The organism is Pirellulales bacterium, assembly GCA_035533075.1.
Classification (GTDB): domain Bacteria; phylum Planctomycetota; class Planctomycetia; order Pirellulales; family JAICIG01; genus DASSFG01.
The window spans coordinates 1-19,798 of record DATLUO010000215.1; the positions used below are offsets into that span (position 1 = coordinate 1).

General features: G+C 62.5%; 17 protein-coding genes. 5 read left to right on the top strand and 12 right to left on the bottom strand.

Annotation, left to right across the window (positions count from 1 at the left end):
* The 6 genes from VNH11_27265 to rnc form a co-directional block, all read right to left on the bottom strand.
* The coding region (locus tag VNH11_27265; protein ID HVA50095.1) for a DUF1549 domain-containing protein at positions 1–1,344 on the bottom strand (1,344 nt) is incomplete at its 3' end.
* A 93-nt stretch (positions 1,345–1,437) separates the two neighbouring features.
* Positions 1,438–1,914 (bottom strand): ribonuclease HI, encoded by a 477-nt coding sequence (gene rnhA, locus VNH11_27270; protein HVA50096.1) that lies wholly within the window; start codon positions 1,912–1,914, stop codon positions 1,438–1,440.
* Positions 1,915–2,655: a Uma2 family endonuclease gene (locus VNH11_27275; GenBank protein ID HVA50097.1), complete on the bottom strand. Its 741-nt coding sequence runs from the start codon at positions 2,653–2,655 to the stop codon at positions 1,915–1,917. It lies immediately after the preceding gene.
* A 145-nt stretch (positions 2,656–2,800) separates the two neighbouring features.
* Positions 2,801–6,175, bottom strand: a complete 3,375-nt coding sequence (gene ileS / locus VNH11_27280) for an isoleucine--tRNA ligase (protein ID HVA50098.1) — start codon at positions 6,173–6,175, stop codon at positions 2,801–2,803.
* A gap of 357 nt (positions 6,176–6,532) precedes the next feature.
* A complete protein-coding gene (locus tag VNH11_27285; protein ID HVA50099.1) occupies positions 6,533–7,003 on the bottom strand; it encodes a hemerythrin domain-containing protein in 471 nt (156 codons plus the stop codon).
* 66 nt (positions 7,004–7,069) lie between these two features.
* A complete protein-coding gene (rnc, locus tag VNH11_27290) occupies positions 7,070–7,807 on the bottom strand; it encodes a ribonuclease III (protein ID HVA50100.1) in 738 nt (245 codons plus the stop codon).
* A 224-nt stretch (positions 7,808–8,031) separates the two neighbouring features.
* Here rnc and VNH11_27295 point away from each other — a divergent pair, with 224 nt between their 5' ends.
* Positions 8,032–9,615, top strand: a complete 1,584-nt coding sequence (locus VNH11_27295) for a Do family serine endopeptidase (protein ID HVA50101.1) — start codon at positions 8,032–8,034, stop codon at positions 9,613–9,615.
* Positions 9,616–9,806: 191 nt separating this feature from the next.
* Here VNH11_27295 and VNH11_27300 read toward each other — a convergent pair whose 3' ends face one another.
* From VNH11_27300 to VNH11_27310, 3 genes are all read right to left on the bottom strand, one after another.
* Positions 9,807–11,072: a TlpA disulfide reductase family protein gene (locus tag VNH11_27300; GenBank protein HVA50102.1), complete on the bottom strand. Its 1,266-nt coding sequence runs from the start codon at positions 11,070–11,072 to the stop codon at positions 9,807–9,809.
* A gap of 267 nt (positions 11,073–11,339) precedes the next feature.
* The gene (locus VNH11_27305) at positions 11,340–12,095 is read right to left on the bottom strand and encodes an SDR family oxidoreductase (GenBank protein HVA50103.1); all 756 of its coding nucleotides are present in this window, start codon (positions 12,093–12,095) and stop codon (positions 11,340–11,342) included.
* Complete coding sequence (locus VNH11_27310; protein HVA50104.1) at positions 12,085–12,969, bottom strand: hypothetical protein; 885 nt, start codon at positions 12,967–12,969, stop codon at positions 12,085–12,087. Before VNH11_27310 ends, VNH11_27305 begins: the two co-directional genes overlap by 11 nt.
* A 302-nt stretch (positions 12,970–13,271) precedes the next feature.
* Here VNH11_27310 and VNH11_27315 point away from each other — a divergent pair, with 302 nt between their 5' ends.
* From VNH11_27315 to VNH11_27325, 3 genes are read left to right on the top strand one after another with little or no spacing between them, the layout of a single operon-like run.
* On the top strand, positions 13,272–15,023 hold the full coding sequence (locus VNH11_27315; GenBank protein ID HVA50105.1) for an ankyrin repeat domain-containing protein: 1,752 nt from the start codon (positions 13,272–13,274) through the stop codon (positions 15,021–15,023).
* Positions 14,984–15,469: a hypothetical protein gene (locus tag VNH11_27320; protein HVA50106.1), complete on the top strand. Its 486-nt coding sequence runs from the start codon at positions 14,984–14,986 to the stop codon at positions 15,467–15,469. The genes VNH11_27315 and VNH11_27320 overlap by 40 nt, the downstream gene beginning before the upstream one ends.
* Positions 15,438–15,839: a hypothetical protein gene (locus VNH11_27325; protein ID HVA50107.1), complete on the top strand. Its 402-nt coding sequence runs from the start codon at positions 15,438–15,440 to the stop codon at positions 15,837–15,839. Before VNH11_27320 ends, VNH11_27325 begins: the two co-directional genes overlap by 32 nt.
* A 142-nt stretch (positions 15,840–15,981) precedes the next feature.
* On the opposite strand, the gene VNH11_27330 is transcribed toward VNH11_27325, so the two are convergent.
* On the bottom strand, positions 15,982–16,440 hold the full coding sequence (locus VNH11_27330; protein ID HVA50108.1) for a hypothetical protein: 459 nt from the start codon (positions 16,438–16,440) through the stop codon (positions 15,982–15,984).
* A 242-nt stretch (positions 16,441–16,682) separates the two neighbouring features.
* Here VNH11_27330 and VNH11_27335 point away from each other — a divergent pair, with 242 nt between their 5' ends.
* Positions 16,683–17,750: a PrsW family glutamic-type intramembrane protease gene (locus VNH11_27335; protein HVA50109.1), complete on the top strand. Its 1,068-nt coding sequence runs from the start codon at positions 16,683–16,685 to the stop codon at positions 17,748–17,750.
* A gap of 59 nt (positions 17,751–17,809) precedes the next feature.
* Here VNH11_27335 and VNH11_27340 read toward each other — a convergent pair whose 3' ends face one another.
* Positions 17,810–18,301: a metallophosphoesterase family protein gene (locus VNH11_27340; GenBank protein ID HVA50110.1), complete on the bottom strand. Its 492-nt coding sequence runs from the start codon at positions 18,299–18,301 to the stop codon at positions 17,810–17,812.
* A gap of 30 nt (positions 18,302–18,331) precedes the next feature.
* Positions 18,332–19,762 carry a selenium-binding family protein gene (locus tag VNH11_27345; GenBank protein ID HVA50111.1) on the bottom strand — a complete coding sequence of 477 codons (1,431 nt, stop codon included), beginning with the start codon at positions 19,760–19,762 and terminating at the stop codon, positions 18,332–18,334.
* Between the last annotated feature and the right edge of the window lie 36 nt (positions 19,763–19,798).

The window sequence follows — 19,798 nt, forward strand, 5'->3', positions numbered from 1 at the left end:
CGCTTGGATCACGTCGCGCGTGGCCAGCAGCATCTCACCCAGGCGATCGAGCGTCGGCCGCATGGCGGCGTGCATCGCCTGCAAAAGCTTCACCTGGTGCTCGCTTCGCAGCGCTTCCAGCCGCTGGGCGATGTTCGCTTCGGCGTCGATCGCATCGAAGGGCGTCTGCCGATAACTGGCGCTGACGATGTGTCCGGCCAGGGCATAATAGTCTTTGGTCGTGATGGCGTCGAACTTGTGGTCGTGACAGCGGGCACAAGCGACGGTCAGTGCCAGAAAGGTCTTGGAAAAGACGTCGATCTTGTTGTCGGTGCGGTCCAGCTCGTCGGCCTTCAGCTCGACGGGCGAATGGACCTCCTCGCCCAAGAACCAGAAGCCGGTGCCGAGCACCGACTCGTTGAAGCCGCGCTCGGGATTTCGCCGCGGCCCGTCGAGCAAGTCGCCCGCCACGTGCTCGACGACGAACTGATTGTACGGCACGTCGGCGTTGAGCGCGCGGATGACGTAGTCGCGATACTGCCAGGCATTGGGAATCGTGTAATCGAACTCATGCCCCTTGCTTTCGGCGTACCGCACCAGGTCGAGCCAGTGCCGGCCCCAGCGCTCGCCGAAATGTGGGGAGGCGAGCAGGCGATCGACCACCCGTGCGAAGGCATCCGGCCGGTCGTCCGACAAAAAATCCGCAATCTCTTCGGGCGTCGGCGGCAGGCCGATCAGATCGAACGTTGCTCGCCGCAGCAGTGTTGGTTTGTCGGCCGAACCGACGGGCGCGAGCCCCGCCGCCTCCAGCCGCGATAAGATCCAAACATCGGTCGATGAGCGGGGCCAACTCCTGGCGTCGATCGCCGGCAACGGGTGTTTGCCCAGCGGCTGAAAACACCAGTGCATGGCGCGCTCGCCCAGGTTGAACGTGGAGCCGGCGGGGGCTTTCTGGGCAACAGCAGATTCGGCCGGCCATGCGGCGCCCTGCTCGACCCAACGCCGCAGGGCCGCGACCTGCTTATCGGCCAGCTTTCCGGTGGGAGGCATTTGATACACTTCGCCATAAGAGACCGCGTCGATGAGCAGACTTTCATCCGGTTTGCCGGGCACAATGGCCGGTCCGGTATCTCCACCATCCAGCAGAGCTCTGCGCGAATCGAGCCGCAGATGTCCCTTCTGTTGCTGAGCGCTGTGACATTTATGGCAATGTTCGACGAACAGCGGCCGGATGACCTTCTCGAAGAACTCGGTCTGCTCTGCCGAGAAGATCGGTGGCGCGGCGCTCGGCTCTTCAGCCAGAGCGGACGTCAACACCGACAACATCAAGAGGGTGATCGCCGACGGACGGCTCGCTGGTCGCATCGTGGTTTTTCGGGGAGGCGATTGGGGTGGGAGCGGCCGGCCGAACCCCTCGGCCGCGACCTCCATCGTAGCCGCGGTCTCGAAAAGACTCAATCAGCGCCGCAGGTACTGCTGATACGCGGCGACGGCCAGCTCGTCGCAACGGTCGTTCTCGGCGTGGCCGCTGTGGCCGGCGACGCGCGTGTATTGGAGCGAGTGCCGCGCAATCAACTCGTCGAGCTTCCGCCAGAGGTCTTCGTTCTTGACCTCCTTCAGGCTTTTTCCCTCGCGCCGCCGCCAGCCGTTGGCTTTCCATTTCGCCAGCCATTCGCTGAGTCCTTTGCCCACATAGACGCTGTCGGTGAGGAGCTCGACATGGGACGGAGATTTCAGGGCTTCCAGTCCACGCACGACGGCCGTCAATTCCATGCGGTTGTTCGTGGTCTCCGGGTCGCCGCCGCTGGCGACCAGTTCTTTGCCGGAGTTCGGATGTTGCAGGATGAACGCCCAACCGCCCGGCCCCGGATTGCCGCTGCACGCGCCGTCGGTGTAGAGCAGCACATGGGGAAGATCGGTTTGTGGATTCGGCATTTAGCTTCCCGATTCACCAAGCCGCCGTCGTAGTTCGGCCAACTCCTGGCGAAGCTGCTCGTTTTCGGCGGCGATGCGATCGCGTTCGGCCAAGATACGAGCGCGCTCGGCGACGGCGACGTCGCGTTCAGCCGATGCTAAAGCCAGCAACTCCAACGCTGGCGGCAGTAACTGCCCAATGACCGGATCGTAGACCCGCAGGTCCTCGCCCTGTGCTTCGAAGTGCAGGCCGGTGGCCTCGCTGACCAGTCGCCCATCGAGCGGTTCCAGCGCGACGTATTTGCCGTTATCGAGCCGATAGCCTTGCAGTTTCGGGTCGAGGTACTCGCCCCGCGGATCGAAGAGCAGATATTCTCTAACGCCGAGAACGTTCTGGTAGAGCCGCTTTTTCTTGCCGAGGTCCTCCGCCTTGGTGCTCTTACTGGTCAACTCGATGATCAAGTCGGGAGCGGCTTCTTCCCACACCAGATAATAGTCGCGCTGCTTCTCCTTTGCCACGCCGCGAACGAAAAAAACGTCGGGAGCGACGTGCTTTCGCTTATCGCCGGGAACGTAGTACATCAGCATATTGCCCGACACATAAACCATTGGCTCATCGGTAAAGTAGCGGTCAAGCACATCGATCAGGTCGAAAAGATTGCGACGATGGACCGGAGTTTCAGCCACAGGACGGCCATCTCCACTAGGATAGATCGTGTGGTCGACCGTGCCCGGCGATTGCGGCGTAGGTGTAAGGTGCATTTTCGCTCTCTCGACGGCGACGCGGACAGGTGCTCTCTGCATAAAAGTGTATCCCGCGGAAGTGCATCGCGACAAGCTACTTTTCGAGCGACTGTTGTGCATCTCAATCAGAAATCGGCGACCGACGTTAGCGACCGGGACTCGATCAATTCCGCACTTTGACGTAGATCGTCACTTTTTGTCCCGCGACATCGACCGTTGTCGGCTCTTCGGCGGCCAGTGCCGAATTTCGGATCGCAACGGCGAGTGTCTCTGATCGGATGTAGTCGCCGAAACCGTCGATGGCCCTGCGGACGTCAGCAGAATCCGTCACGATGCTCAGCATGATCCGGTCGGTAAACTGACAGTTCTTCTCCTTCCGTAGGTTCTGCACGGCATGAACCAGCTCGCGGGCCACGCCTTCGATCAGCAAATCGTCCGTCAACTCCGTCGAGACCACCACGACGGCCCGCGTGCCCTGCGCGGCGGCCCAGCCGGGCTTGGCCTGCAAACGCACTTGAATATCACTCGAGTCGAGCGTCACCGGGCCATCCGCCATATCGAGCGTGACTTGCCCCTCGGCTTCGAGCCTGGCGAGCAGTGCCGCCGCGTCGGCCGCCGCGAGGGCCTGCTTTAGTGCCGGCAACCGTTTGCCGAGCCGCGGCCCCAGCCGCTTCAAGTCGGGCAACACCGTGTAGGTGATGTATTGATCGGCCCGCGGAATGAACTCCACCTGCTTCACGTTCAGCTCTTCGCGAATCAGGCCGGTATGCGCTTCCAGCCAGGCCTGATATTGCGGATGTACCAGCACCACCTCCACCTTGGCCAAGGGCTGACGTACCTTCAGCTTCGCTCCCATGCGAGCACTGCGGCCCAGCGAAACAATCTCCCGCACCAACTCCATCTGCTCCGAAAGGGCTTCATCGACCAGCGTCTGATCGCCGGCCGGATAGTCGCACAGGTGTACGCTTTCCAAGGCCCGGCCGGTCGCTTCGACCGCCAGATTCTGCCACAGCGTTTCGGCCAGAAACGGCACGAAGGGGGCGATCAGCTTGGTCGTCGTCAGCAGGCATTCGTAAAGCGTCCAGTAGGCGTCGAGCTTATCGACGGTGTGCTCGCCGCTCCAGTAGCGGTCGCGGCTGCGGCGCACGTACCAGTTGCTCAAGGCGTCGACAAAGGCGGTGATCCGGCCGCAGGCGGTGAAGTTGTCGTAGGCGTCCATCCGCTCGGTCACCGCCAGCGCGGTGCGATTCAACTCGCTGAGAATCCAGCGGTCGAGCTCGTTGCGCTCAGAAACCGGCCGATAGCCCTTGCCGGTTGAGAGTGCGCCCGCGTTGAGTTGGCTAATATCTCCGGAGAGTGACTCGCCTGGATCGAACTTGTCGATGTTGGCGTAAATCACGAAAAAGCTGTAGACGTTCCAGAGCCGCAGCAGAAACTCGGGGATGCTGTCTTTGATGGCCTGCTCGTTGTAACGGATGGAGGTCCACGGGGCCTGGTTGGCGAAGAAATACCAGCGCAGAGCGTCGGCCCCGTAGCGGTCGAAGATTTCTCGCGGCTCGCGGTAGTTCCGCTTGCTTTTGGACATCTTTTGCCCGTCTTCGCCCAGCATCAAACCGAGCACGATGCAGTTGCGGAACGGATGCGGGTACTCGCGCTTCGGCGCGGCCGGATCGCGGCTGTCGGCGCGGCCGAACAAGAGCGTGCTGATGGCGAGCTGGCTGTAGAACCAGCCCCGCGTCTGGTCGAGCGCCTCGCTGATGAAGTCGGCCGGAAATTGTGAGGCGAATCGTTCTTGGCCCTGGTGCGGATAGCCCCACTGGGCAAACGGCATCGCGCCTGAATCGTACCAGCAGTCGATCACCTCGCTCACCCTCCGCATGCGCTTGCCCGGCGCTCGCGGCGAGTCGTAGGTGACGGCGTCGATATACGGCTTATGGACCTTCAAGTCGTCGGGCAAGCTGGGCTTGGCCCGCTTGGCCGCTTGCCAGACTTCCGTGCCGCTCACGCCGGGCTTGGCCAGCAGCTCGGCATAACTGGCCACCGCCTCACTATGGCCGGTCTCTTCGCAGACCCAGATCGGCAGCGGCGTGCCCCAGTAGCGTTCGCGCGACAGCGCCCAGTCGACGTTCGTCTCCAGAAAGTTGCCGAAACGTCCGTCGCGAATATGTTCGGGCAGCCAGTTGATCTGGCGGTTGTTGGCCAGCATCTCGTCTTTGAAACGGCTGGTGCGGATAAACCAGCTTCGCCGCGGATACTGGATGAGCGGATCTTCGTCCGCCCTCCAGCAGAACGGATATTCGTGCAGGTACTGCTCCTGGTGATAGAGCAGGCCGCGGCGGCGCAGCTCACGGGCGATGTCTTTGTCGGCCTCTTTGACCCAGCGGCCTTCATAATCGGGCGCTTCGGCGGTGAACTTGCCGTCGGGCGCCACGGCGCAGATCAGCTCCGGCCCTCGCCCCGGTTCGAACCGCTCGATCTCGCGTGCCAGCACCTCGAAGTCAACCTCACCGAAGGCCGGCGCCTGGTGAACCACGCCCGTGCCGCTATCGACCGTCACGAAGTCGGCCGGCACAACGCGCCAGGCGATATGCTGCCAACCGCCCGTCTTGAGCTGTCCTTCGACTTCGCCCAGCGAGCGATAGTAATAATCCAAGGGCGGCACATAGCGTCGGCCGATCAACTCGCGCCCGGAGAGCGTCTTTTCAACCGTCAACTCTCGTCCGACTTTGGCCGCGATCGTTTCGACAAGCGCCGAGGCGACGATCAACTTGCCGCCGTGCGGATCTTCGCCGTCGGCCACCAGGGAGTATTCTAATTCTGGGCGTACGGCGGCGAACTGGTTGCTGGGCAGGGTCCACGGCGTGGTGGTCCAAACCAGTAGGGACGTACCGGGCTCATCGACCAGCGGAAAACGCACGTAAACGCTGGGATCAGCCACCTCGCGATAGCCCTGGCCGACCTCGCCGGAGCTGAGGGCGGTGCCGCCTTGTGCCCACCACCACACGATCTTGTGCCCTTGATAGAGCAGCCCGCGGTCGAACAGATTCTTCAGCGACCACCAAACGCTTTCCACGTAACTTTGGTGATACGTGACGTAGGCTTCGTCGAGCTTGATCCAAAAGCCGATCCGCTCGGTCAGCCGTTCCCACTCCTGCATGTAGCGCCAGACGCTTTCCTGGCAGCGATGGATGAACGGCTCGACCCCGTAGGCTTCGATTTCTTCCTTGGAATGGATGCCGAGTTCTTTGCAGACCTCGACTTCGACCGGCAGCCCGTGCGTATCCCAGCCGGCTTTGCGTTCGCAGCGGTAGCCGCGCATGGTGCGGTAGCGCGGGAAGAGATCCTTGATGGCCCGCGTCAGGCAGTGGCCGGGGTGCGGCATGCCGTTGGCCGTGGGCGGACCCTCGAAAAACACGAACGGCGGCGAATTGGCCCGCCGCGCCAGCGATTGATCGTAAATCCGCCGCTCGTTCCAGAAGCGGATGATTTCGGTTTCGATTGCGGGAAAACGAGGGTTGGCTTCGACGGGACGAAACATGGCCTACTGGGCGGGTCGATGATGAACGAAACCGCAAGTAGACCGCGCAGGCCCCGAATTTTCAACGCCGGTGCAACTCAAGCCAACGCCTGCCATCCATCAATCGACGACTGACAGGACACTACGCCTCCGCCTTCGGCGATTTGCCTCCGGCCTTGGCCCTCTGCGTCCGTTCGTTTTTGAGACGCCGCTTGATCTTCTTACGACGGTTGACCGTCGAACGATTCGCACCCATGCAGTTGCTCCTGTTCGTAAGGTGGGACCAGCGAGCTTGCGAGCGCTGGCCCACCGTAATCAATATCGCCAACGGTGGGCCGGCGCTCGCAAGCTCGCTGGTCCCACCCTACGACCTTATACTTATAGCAGCCCCAGCAATCGCTCTCGCTCATCGCGCTCGCGCACTTCGTCGATCAACAGCATCTCGCGTTGGTTGTGATCGTTGATCTCTTCCAGCAGGTGGCTCAGACAGGTGCAAACTTCACCTACCGTCAGATAATCGGTCGGCGACGCTTGCTCCAGCCGGTCGACCGCCACTCGCAGTCGCCTGCGAAACTCGTCGTGTTCCCGTCGCAACGCGGCGATCTGGCCGCGCAGGTCCGGGTAACGGCGACTTTCGATGGTAGGAAGATAACCTTCACGCTCCTCCAACTCAAGAATGTGTTCCAGATGGCGATGGAACGAGTTGGCGATGAAGCGCAGGCTGGGCAGCCGGCTGGAACAATCTTGCGTGCGCAAGGCCCAGTCGATCGTCGTCCGCAGCGCCTCGGCGATGTGCCTGAGCAGTTCGTGCTCGAAAAGCGCCTGCTGTTCGGTAGCCGTGCGATCCATGATGATCGCCTCCTTTCGCTAATCCACTTCTACCATTGTATGCCCGCGCGGAAACCGCTGCCAGTGTCAATCCGACGGATACGGCACCGGCTCGCCATTGAGCTCCGCCAACGCGTTCTGGGCGGCCCGCTGCTCGGCTTCTTTCTTGTTGCGGCCCCAGGCGGCGGGAAAACGGGTCCGGCCCACCTGCGCCGCCATTTTGAAGCATTTGCTGTGGTCGGGTCCCTTCTCGTCCAGCAGGGCGTAGGTGGGCGTCTGGCCGCGCTCGCGCTGGGAAAGCTGTTGCAACAGCGACTTGTAGTTGCCCGAATGGTCGCCCCCGGCGGTCAGCTCGATTTCGGGAGCCATATAGGTTTCGATGAAGGCCCGCGACGCTTCGTTGCCGCCGTCCAGATAGATGGCCGCGATCAGCGATTCGAACACATCGGCCAACAGCGAGGGCGGCACCGTGGGGTGCGTCGTCATTCCCTTGCCCAGCACCAGGAATTTTTCCAGTCCCAAGGCCTCGCTCAGCTTGGTGCAGGTCTGCCGGCTGACCACGACCGATTTGATCTTGGTCAGATCGCCTTCGAGGTATTCGGGATACTGCCGGTAGAGAATTTCGCAGACCACGGCGCCCATGATGGCGTCGCCCAGAAACTCCAACCGCTCGTTCGATCGCAGGCGGTGCGAGGCGCCCGAGGCGTGCGTCAGCGCGGCGCGCAGCAGTTCCTTGTCCTTAAAGACATAGCCGATGCGGCGTTCGAGCCGCTCGTAATCTTCTTTCCGGTCGGGCGGAGAATCGGGTTCGGCGGTACGGCTCATGCACAGCTTCCTCGGCGGAAGAGCCCCAGACCATTATGCGTAAGTCTAGTCGGCAACGGCACTTTTTGCAACACAAGGTCTTGAACCTAAGACCTAAGACCCAAAACCAAGGACCCGAAACGCAAAGGTCTTGGGTCTTAGGTATTTTTTAGCAAGAATCTGCCCCCGTACGGTAACATTCTTTCGTGCAGGCAGATTCTACGACAGCGAAGGAGGAAGTTTCCATGCAACACATTCGTTCCCATGCCGGACGCGGCGCAATCATGGCAGTCGCCTTGTTGGCGGCGGCGACCTGGGGTGCCGGCCTCTGGCAAGGCCACACCACCGCTCAAGAGCAGTCGGGCCACCATCAATCGCCCGCTTCGGCCGAAGCGCGGCAGCAAGCCAATACCCTTTCCACGGCCTTCCGCAAGGCGGCAGAGATGGCCGTGCCAACCGTGGTCACCATCGAGACCCGCAGCAAACCGCACGTGGTGCGCGACTTGCGCGGCAACAAAGGCGACGGCAATAAGCGCGACGAAGATCCCTTCAAGGGCCAAAACCCATTCAAGGGGACGCCGTTCGAAGACTTTTTCGGCGACAACGGCGACATGTTCCGCCACTTCGGCCAGGGCGGCCGTTCGTTCCAGGTTCCGCCACGGCAGGGCATGGGTTCGGGCGTGATCGTCGATAAGAGCGGCATCGTGCTCACCAACAATCATGTCGTGGAAGGCGCCGACGAGGTACTGGTCCGCCTTTCCGACGAGCGCGAATTCAAGGCCACCGACATCAAGACCGATCCGGCCACCGACCTGGCCGTGCTCCGCATTGAAGGGGCCGGTTCGTTGCCCTACGCCAAGCTGGGCGATTCCGATCACCTGCAGATCGGCGACTGGGTGATCGCGGTCGGCAATCCGTTCGGTCTCGACTCGACCGTCAGCGCCGGCATCATCAGCAGCAAGGGACGCGAGTTGAACTCCAACCGCCGCTCGCGGTTCTTGCAGACCGATGCCGCGATCAACCCCGGCAATTCGGGCGGGCCGCTGGTGAATCTCGACGGCGAAGTGGTGGGCATCAACACCGCCATCGCCACCAACAACGGCGGATACCAGGGCATCGGTTTCGCTATTCCCAGCAACCAGGCCAAGTGGGTCATGCATCAACTCATCAAGTCGGGCGTGGTGCAACGGGCCTATCTCGGCGTGTCGATCGAGGAGGTCAGCGGCGACCTGGCCCAGAAGTTTGGAGTCGAGCGTCACCACGGCGTGTTGGTGGCCGAGGTCAAGCCGAATACTCCGGCCGCCAAAGCCGGCTTTGAGGCGGGCGACGTGATCACCGAGTATGCCGGCACGAAAGTGCATTCCCCGCGCGATCTGCAGGAGTTGGTCGAGCGGACGGCGATTGACTCGCAGCAAGACGTGAAGGTGCTTCGCGACGGCAAGCCGGTCGATCTGAAGGTGGTGGTCAAGCCGCTGCCCAAGGAGTTTGCCGACGTGGGAACGGTGGCCCCGAGTCATCACGAGTCCGACGAATCGGGCTACACCAGCGAAGCGTTGGGACTGCAAGTCACCGACCTGGACGAGAACAACGCCGAGAAGCTGGGCTTCAAAGACTACAAAGGCGTGGTGGTCACAGAGGTGATGCCCGACGGTGTGGCGGCCCAGAACGGTCTCCGCGAAGGAACGCTGATCATGAGCGTGGCCAAGAAGCGCGTCGAGAACGTCAAGCAGTTCAAGGAAGCGCTGAAAGACGTCGACGCGTCGAAGGGCCTGCTGCTTTGGGTCCGCAGCAACGACCAGAACCGCTTTGTGGTGTTGAAGAAGCAATAAGGCATCGGCCGAGTTGCCACGAGATGGTTTCGGCCGGCTGGGGCGGCAATCAAGCCGCTCCGGCCGGTTTTTTTTCCACCCGCCAAGTTGCTGAACTGCGCGCAATCGTTGGTGGCTGGGGCAGAAGCTGGCCGAGATCGATCCGGTCCTTGCAATAGTTGCCGCCGGCCAGCGATGCCACGGTGGTGGCGCTATTTGGCCTTGCCACCCTCGATAAGTTGCCCGACGAGCTCGCCGAGCCGTTTTGCACGGGCATGAAGGCTTACGACTTTGCCCTGGCGGTCGAGCAAGATGGCCAGCGGGATTGAATCGACCTTGTACTGCTCGGCCAGCGGGTGTCCCCAGCCGCTGGCGTTTTCTCCGCCCTCGAAGAGAACCGGCCAGGCGATGTGCCTCTCCTTGACGAACTCGCTGAGCGCGTCGGCGTCGTTGTCCAAGCTGATGCCGACCACCTCGAAGCCGCGATCGTGATACTTGGCGTAAACGTCTTTGACGTTGGGCAACTCGGCCACGCAAGGACCGCACCAGGTGGCCCAAAAGTCGACGAGCACGACCTTGCCTTTATATTGGGAGAGCTCGAACTTTCCGCCTTCGAGCAGCTTGCCCGAAACGCTCATCGGTTTGCCGATCAGCTCCAATTTGAAGGCCCACGATTCCAGTGGTTTCGCGGCCTCGCGAACGTCGGAGTCGTCGCTCTTGGCCAACCGGTCGGCGAAGTCGCGAATAAGTTTGCCGGCCTCCTTTTCACGTCCTTCCAGTTCCAGGATTTGCCCCGCTAGATTCGCCATTTGAGCTGCGCCCACCAGCACGTCGGGCGCGTCGGCCTGGGCGAACTTTTCGGCGAATTTGCGTGCCGCTTCCGCCGCCGCGTCGTGCTTGCCGCTGCGGTGCAGCAGCACGGTGGCCGCTTTTGCCAACGGCACCATCTTCACGTCGGGTTTGCCGGAACCGGCGAGCTGCTCGACTTCGGTGGCGAAGCGTTCCACCGCGGCGGCATCGCTTGCGTCCAACGTATCCAATTGCCTCATCAGGGCATGGGTTTTGACCAAGTGTACGATGGCCGGTCGCTTGTCGTTTTTCAATTGCTCGGTGAGCGAGTCGAGTTGCCCGGCGGCGTCGTCATCGTCCAGACGCTTGAGAGTCGTCAGTGCGTCGAGCTCCGCTTTGGTTGCCTCGGTCAGCGTTTCGTCGTCGGCCTTTTCTTTACGGATCCGCTCGGCGGCCGTCACGATGGCCTGGCAGGAGTTGAGCCGTTCGGTGCGCGTCTCGGCACGCCCCTGAGAACGCTGCTGCTTTCGGATGAAGGCCAGTAGCTCTTCGGGGGTCCCTTGGGGAACCTCGTATTTCGTGCCGCTCTTTTTGGCGGGCTTGGCGTCTTGATCGTCGGCGGCAGCGGCGGCGGCGAAACAGGAAAGACACCATATCAGACAGAGCGTGCTGGAAAATCGGAGCGGCATGGGGATGGTCCTTGGTATGAAGCGCGGCAAGCGGAAACGCCCCTCATGCAAGCTACCCCATGTTCGCCCCTTGTGCAAACCACGCGCCGGTCAGGCTACGCGGCCGCTTGCGCTTACGTAGCCCGCTTGCGCTTACGTAGCCCGCTTGCTCCGCAAGCGGAAGGGAACGATCTTGACTGTTTTTAGCTTCCCGATTTGAAAATGAAGAGCCGAGGGACGGGAACGCCGTTCCGCTTGCGGAGCAAGCGGGCTACGTAACGGCTACGATCAGCCGCCGGCATAAATGCTACGGCCGCCGTCGACCGGCAGGCACACGCCCGTCACATAGTCGTTCCGCAACAAGAACAGCACGGCGTCAGCGATGTTCTCCGGCCTGCCCTCTCGCTTGGCGAGTGTCGCATGGATGACGGCCTGACGTTCCTTTTCGGGCATATCGCGCGGCAGAAGCACCGGCCCCGGCAACACGGCGTTGACGCGCACGCGCGGATTTCGCCGGCCCAGCTCGACGGCCATATCGCGCGTCAGCGTGGGAATGGCCCCTTTCGACGCAAAGTACGCCGAGTAATCGGGATAGGGCCGCACCATCGCCCAGTCGCCCAGGTTGACGATGGCCCCGCCCGTCGCCTGACCGACCATCACCAGGCCCACCTGCCGGCAGCACAGGAAGGTGCCGAGCAGATTGGTTTCCAGATGCTCGCGCACTTCGGCGGCGGTCACCTCTTCCAGCGGCTTGGCATTCCAGACGGCGGCGCAATTCACCAGCGCGTCGATGCGGCCGAACGCGGCCAGGGCCTGGCGCGTCATCTCGCGCACATCCGACTCGTCGCGAATATCTCCCGACACCACGGCGGCTTCGCTGCCCTGCGAGCGCAATTCGGCCGCCGTCGCCTCCGCTTCGTCCAGCGAATGCCGCGCGTGCAGCACGACACGATAACCGCTGGCCGCCAAGGTCCGGGCAACGCAGTTGCCGATCCGCGGCGGCCCGCTGCCCGGCACCAGGGCAACCGACCGATTAGGGCCCATCGCTTCCCTCGACGACGCGGGTCAGGTCGCGGCTCTCGATCGACGGACACCAATAGCGTTCGATGTGCTCGACCACCAACTCCGTTCCGCGCGCATGACTCACGTGCGGGGGCTGCCGCGGATCGTACATGGCGTCGGTGAGATCGCGGACCAGCACCACGTTCATTCCCAGCCGCACCATCTGCCGGATGCCGAACGACCGGCCCAAGACGCACATGTTGGTGTGGACGCCCAGAATCGCGATGTTCTTGATTCCTTCCTGGCGGCAAAAGTTATAGATTTCAACTCCGCTGTCGCTCACGCCGTCGAAGCCGGTGATGGCAATCGCCGGGTGCTCGCGCTGGTAGCGCCGCACTTGCGGCGGCGGCTCAGGATCGTCGCACGGTTTGCTCACGTCCAGCGGCAGCGGCGGCTCCCGGCCGGGATCGAGGTGGCACCAGCCGGCGATGGGCACGGGCGGCTCGACGGCGGACGCTTGTTGCATGCGGCGGCGGTAGGGCGTATCGGCGTAGACGTCCATCGTGCCGCTGGGAGCGTGAACGATGATCACGCCGCGGTCGCGCGCGGCCGTGACCACGCGATTGATCTCCGGGGCCAGCACGGCGATGCGTTGCGCGGCGCGTTGGCAATAGATGTCGTCCCAAACGTCGCAGATCAGAATGGCCGTCTCGGCGGCTTGCCACTCGACCGCCCGCAGTTGAACCTCAACTTGTCCGCTGCCGGCCGGCTTTTCGGCGCGCGAGCGCTCATTCAGCAAAAGCGTGCCGCTGAGTTTGGGGCGATTCGCCTCGCGAGCGCCGGCGGCCTCTTCGCCGAAGGAGAGCGTCGGCACGCTGAGAAGTGCCAGGCACGTCAGGAGAGATGCACGAGTCATGGTGAGAATCCAATTTCTAGACTGGGGAGCGCGCGAGCTTGCTGACCGCCATCATGCCCCACCGCGCCGCCGCTTTCAAGACAGCAAAACTGTCGGTCGAGAACGCGGAGGTAACCCCACCATTGGGCCAACTGGCGGAATCCGCCAGTTGATCAGGTGTTCCCCGTCCCGCCGGCAAGCCAAGCGAAGATCATCGCGATCTAAAACACTTGTGAAAAATAAAAGCATTTAGCGTCATGTTCGTCGGTCATGCCCGGAATCGGCGCCGGCATCAACCCATAGGCGACCAGGAGTTCGCCGACGTGAAACGTGCTCTCCCCCTTCTGCACGAGCGCTGGCCAGCTCGATTCGACGTTTCGCCGGCGCCCTGTTCCCGCATGGCCGCCGCGGCCATTCCGTGGGGCTATTGCTGCAAGCGCTTCAAGATCGCCTGGCCCGTTCCCGATGTGCGCATCTCCCGCGATGGATTTCAGGTGCTCGATGCCGAGGGCCGCCCGATGCAAGCGGGCCTGCGCGGCTACGTGCGGGTGGGAGGTCCGGAAATCGCCGCAGGCGAAAACGAGGCCGCCGATGCTCTGGCCGAAGCCATCGACCGTTGCGACCCCGAAGGCATCCGGGCGGCGGTCGCGCGAGGAGCGTCGCTCACGGTTCTGCCCGATACCTCCACGTCGCCGTTGCTGGCGGCGCTCTTCAAATTCGAGGAGCCGGAGTGGAGAGAGTGCGTCGAGCTGCTGATCGAACTGGGTTGCCACGTGAACGGCGTCAATAAGGATCCGCCGATTGTCGTTTGCGTCGACGAGCGCTTCCTCGACGAGCCCGATGCGCTCGAAGCGGTGGAGTTGCTGCTCGAGCGTGGCGCGGACGTCAATGCTACCGACGCCGACGGACAAACGGCCCTCTTTCGCTCGGTCCTCGACCAGCGAGTCGAGCTCGTGCGGCTCCTTCTCGAACATGGGGCCAATCCGGACATCAAGGACCGAAACGGCGTTTCGCCCGTCGATTGGCTGCGGAAGGCTTGTGAACGCGAAACGAACTTCCAGGAACGCACCGTGTTTGCCGAGCTCTTGAGCCTGCTGACAGGCCAGCCGGTGGCCAAGCCGCAAGCGGCGACCTTGACTCCCGCGCTGGCGGCCGAAAGCAAACGCTTCCGGATGTGCGTTACCGCGCGCCGCCTGCTTCCCTTGCTGAACGCGAACCTCAGCATCCGGCGCTGGGACGATTACCCCTACGCCAAGCGACGCTGGTTTCGCGACCGGGAACAGCAACTCGCCGACGCGGGCTTCCAGTTCGCGCAGCATTTTGGCATCGGGCTTTCGAATCAGAGCGCCTTTACCAACCCGGACCTCGGTTTCGACGCGATTCTGTCCGCGGGCGACAAACCCGGCTGCGAGATCATCGCTTATCATAGCGACCACACCACGACGACGGTCACGAATTCCACCGACGTGGTCGGTCCCGAGTTCGCCCCGCCGTCACGCGTCCTGAAGGAGGTCCAGGGAGCGTCGCCCGCCCAGTTGGTCGAATATCTAAGAGATCTGGCGCGAGGGAAAGAGATGATGCGCGTCGATGCCGCTTCCTTCGCATCGCGTTACACGGAGGCCTTGAACCGCGTCGCGCGTGAGACCGGCGAGCGTGCCCGACACGTGCTTGAGACGCCGACCCTTCTCGTCGATGGCTCACCGCCGCGCTACGAGCGCCTCGGCTGCTACTTGGATTTTGCAGATTGGAAGGATCCCGGCTATTCCAGCGAAAACTGGGTGCGAGACTGGAAAGAGAAATTCGCCAAGGCGGACCGTGACCCGCCCGATAGCACGAGCGACGCGGTCGATGCCGCCATGTACCTGGTGGTCATGCGTCATTTTCAGTTCGCATCGGCGCCCGAGCCGGGCGAATTCCTGGCTTCGGGCGGCGACGTGGCCCTGGCTCATTTTCGGGCCATCGCCCGCGCGGCGAAGGGATGCACTCACGCCGAGCCGTGGTTTCAGTTCCGATCGCTGGTGCGTGGATTGCTGCTGTGCGCCTGGCCGGGCGCTGGGAAACGTTCAAAGAGATAGGCAACGCCGTTCAACCCAAGCTGGCGTCGACGAACACGGCCGGCGAGGAAGATCTCGACTTCGCCGAGGTGCTCCTGCTGCTGGTCTCGAGCTATCGCGACCGCGCGCTGCCCAAGGCCGCGGCCTTGGAACAGGCGGTGGCGAAGCGATTGGCCGAGCGTCCTCGTTCGCTTCTGGAGGTATGGCGCGCCGTCGACGCCGGCCGAGCGGGGGAAGTGGAGCAAGCGCTGCGGCGTTCGCTCGAATGTTTTCTGGAAGCACGAAAACCCAGACTCGTGGTGAGTCGCCCGTACGACCTCTTCGAATTCGTGTCGCTTCCCGACAGCCTGTTCCATCTGGCCGCGCGCCGGCGCGGATTGAAGTTGCCGCCTTTGCCGCCCCACCTGGCGGACATGCTGCTCACGCCTGACACGATTGGCTTGCATTCTGGGCAATCTCCGGCTTAAAATTGACTGCGTGAATGACATCGTAGGTATTCCCGATTCCGTTGCATCCTCGGCGTTGAAGGCGACCACCGGCGGAGGAAGCAATTCCAATCCGGCGCCCGGCTTGGAGTGCGAAGGGGCGGAGGACCATCGTCGGCAAGCACTTCTGAAATCCGCAGAGGCGTTTGACCGGGAACTCGTGGGAATGCTGGCCGACCATGCTGACGAGTGGGTGGCTTTCGCTGGTTCAACAAGACTCGGCTTTGCCCAGAGTCGGACGGCGTTGATCCGCGCTTGTATGAGCCAGGGTCTTCGTCCGGGCGAGTTTCTGGTCCGTCGCGTCGAGCCACAGCCTGAAGACGTTGTGGAGACCCCGCGTCTTGTGATCTAGCTTGCCAGGGAAACCCGCCGCTGGGATTTGTGTGCCTCTCCTCATCGACCGCTTGCCGTTTCATCGTTGGATCGACCGCACGCGCGATCCTCCGCGGGAACATTGGTCGATTCGACTGCCCGTAATCGTCTCAAACCCGGGTTTAGACGCTCCACCGGTCGGCGCGAAGATCCAAGAATGGGTGTTTGACATCGGCTTCACAGCCCACGCATTCGCCTGGCGTTGGCATCTGGAAGACGCCGGCGTCGATCTTGAACTTTGGGACGTGCCAAGCAATTCTTCGATTCGCTCGTCCATCGATAACAGGAAAGAGCCTGTGAAGATTTGCCAGGTTGATATTTGGTTGCCCGAGTTCCCACGCCGCGACGACGGCCGAGTCGAGCGGCTCGAAACCGAAGTCTTGTATCGAGATCAATCCGCTCGACCGGATCCTCAATTCAACCGACCGTTGCTCGGACTGCGCTGCTTCATGTCGGCGCGTGCCAGGGCGGAAATCGATTTTGTGGCCAAAACAACCTCGCTCTGGTGGCCGTCGGAGTGACCGTATTTCCGCGAGTTGCCGCTCGGCGAGCAACTGTTCATAGAGATCCTTGCGAATCAAGACGTAGGCCGTTTGCGTGCTGGGATTGATAAAGGTCGCTGGCGCCTCAGCGCATGCGGCAACCGCGTCAGGCTGCGGGGAAGCCCTGAAGAGAACCTCGATCGGCAGAGAGGCAACCGTGTGCCGGGCAACTTTACCGCGCCGCCGACTTGCAATTCGCTTGCCGCGGGGGCTAACTTAAAGGCAACTCTTTGCTGTGGATCTTCACCCCTTTTGCCAATGCGCTTGAAAGCGGGACGGCCATGCCGCTCAGCGTTGTTTGTTTGAACCGCCTCACCAACATGGTTGGAGCTGGGCCAAAATCGCGCAAGCTGCCGTATTTGTTCGCCCTGACGCTCGTTCCGTTGGTGCTGTCGCTGGTCGGCGACACGAATGACATCCGCGAGCGCATCGACCGCACCATCGAGGCCCATCCCGAAATAGAAATGGACGGCGATGCGGGCCTAAGCCGCGACGGGTTGTTGAGCGCGCTTCCGGAAAGACGGATCGAGGGAGCGCACCTCTCCGCCGGAAGTTGGCTCCATTGGCTCTATGCCCTCGCCGCGGCCGCGATGTTTTGGGGCGTCATCCTGGCCTTGTTCGAGCGTGGCGAAGCCACCCCAAGGCAGTTGCTGGCCATCGGAGCGCGAACGGCGACGGTGGGCATCTTGCTGTTGCTCGGCTTCCAGTTGTTGGCCGGGATGGCGCAGGGGCTTTGGATGCGCGGCGGCGGTCTGTTGATGCTGGTGTTCTACATCATCAAGTTCATCGGCTTCTCCTACGAGGCCGCATTCGACCCACAAAACGGCTTCTGGGTCAGCTTCCTGGGATTCACGCTCGGTGTGGGGTTGTGTGAAGAGTTTGTCAAGGCGCTGCCGCTCTACCTCAAGGTGCGCAGGGGCGAACGCCTAAGCTGGCGGGCGGCTTGCGTGCTGGGGCTCGCCAGCGGCGTCGGGTTCGGCGTGGCGGAGGGGATCATGTACGCGGGCGGCCATTACAACGGCATCGCCAAGCTCGACCTGTATTTTGTGCGGTTCCTCTCCTGCGTCGCCTTGCACGCCATCTGGACGGCCTCGGTGGCGTTGGTGTTGTGGCACAACAAGAAGCTGGTGGGCGGCGACCTTGATTGGGCCAACTGGATCGTCGGCGCCATGAAAGTCCAGGGCGTACCGATGTTCCTCCACGGGTTGTACGACACCGCGTTGAAGCGCGACCTGAACCTGCCGGCGCTGGTGTTCGCGATCGCCAGCTTTGGCTGGCTCGCGTACCTGCTTGCTTGTTCCCGCGCTAGCGACCCCGTAGCGAAGCGAGCCCGATTTGCGACGACATGAGGGGCCTCTGACGCTACAGGCCATGCCCTCGCTGGCATCGGCAATCTTCTTCCAGGGCGTCATTCTTGGGAGACCGGCAGAAAGCGTAGGCTGCCCGACGCCAAGTCCAGCAGCGCGACGGTGAATTCTTCGGCCCGGTACAGTGCGCCGGGATTGATTTGCCGCACGGAGCGGACGACCGCGTCGCTGCGATAGTGCGCGTGCCCAGTTAAGAGAAAGTCGGGCCGCTCGGCGAGCACGCGCCGCACATCCATGGTTAGGTGCCCGTGGGCTACGCCGATGCGCCTGCCTGCCAAATCGACCACGCCGCCCCAGCCCAGGCAGACGGCCCCGAAGTCCGCGGCGGCCCTTCGCAGTTCGGGCACCGAATCGGCGTCGTGGTTGCCGAACACGAACCACAACGGCAGTTTCGAACACGCTTCGACGATCGGCGCGCCTGCCAGGTCGCCGCAGTGGACGAGCGCCTCCGCCCCCGCGTCGCGGAGCATCTCGACGGCGAACTGCGTGCGGGCCAGTTCATCGTGCGTGTCTGCAAGGATACCAAGACGCATGACCGAGGCTCACGGGTTGTCGACGGAGCGCTAAACCCAGATGTCCGACGTGCAGTCCCCGGCCGGAAAGTGCATCTCATGAGCACGGGCAGGGCCGAGCGGCTCGCGGCCAAAGTCGACGAAAAAGCGGTCGTTGATCTTCAGCCCGCCACGGTCGGTGTCGCAATCGAGCTGCATCAGATAACTGCCGGTCTTGGCCATCGACGGGTAAAATTGGTTGTCCCAGGAGCTGTAGAGCGAATTCGTCACATACAGCCGCTTGCCGTCGAGACTGAGCTGCAGCATCTGCGGGCCGCCGGCGACGGCATGCCCGTGAATCTGCGATGGCTTGCCGATCACGCCGCCCAGCGAGACTTGCCCGGTCAACTTGGGTCGCGCCGGGTCGCTCACGTCGTATTGCCGGATGTCGCCGTGCAGCCAATTCGAAAAGTAAAGGAAGCGATCGTCGAGCGACAGCACGAGATCGGTGATCAAGCCGGGGACCGGAAAAGGCCAGCCCTTGGTTTCGACCGGCTCGACCTGAAGCACCTTGTCGGCCAGCCAGGCGTCGCCCTGCTTGTACCAATGCCAGACGGTACTCGATAGCGCCGCCCCCACAAAGCCATGCGTGCTGTCGGGATCGTGGTGGAAGCGCACCTCCAAGGGAATCAGCCCCTCGCTGCCCAAGTCGATCGAGTGCATCAGCTTCCGCCGCCGCCAGTCCCAGAAGTGGATGCGGCTGCCGTACTTGCCCTGCTTCACATCGTCGAGCTTGAAACCAGCCTGGAACGTCTTGGGGGCTGCCCACTCGCTGGTGACCATCACGTTCTGCCGCGGCTGATACCAGAAGTCGTAGTTGAACTTCATGGCCGCGCTCGGTTGTTCCCAACGGCCGGCGATGTCAAAATCCTGGTCGAGCAGCAAGAAACCGCCGGGGGCGTTGTGCTTGGCGTCGCCGAGCATCGAGATCATGATCTCGCCGGTCGGCAGGCAATGTACGGTGTGCGGCGCCGAGAGATTAACTTTCTCGGCAATCGCTTCCGGCTCGATCACTTTGTGCAGCTTGGGCGCCGTGCGCACCGCCACATCGACGATGTGGATTCGGCTGGAAAGCAAGCCGGGCAGCACCAGAAAACGGCGCGACTTTTCCGGATCGCCGTGGCAACTACTGCAAGCGTTCCAGCCAAAGTGGTGCAGCTCGTCGCCGACGTTCGGCATCGGCAGGCGATGGACGACCTGCGAGTAAGTCGGCGACTGGGGATCGACGTCGACCGTCGCCAGATAATCGGGCTGCTTGTCGTCGCTGCCCACGTATAGTGCGGCGATGAAAAGCGATTGTTCGCGCGGCGACGCTTGGGCCGCTGCCGGCGAGGCATAAGTCGTCGCGCCAGCCGCACCGCTTCGGGCCTTGCTCGACGCTGGTAGAAATGCTGGGCAAGCCAAGCCCGTCGCCGTCGCCAAAAAGTCTCTCCGCCGCATCATAGAGTGCTCTCCGCCTGATCTCTGACTATTATCATT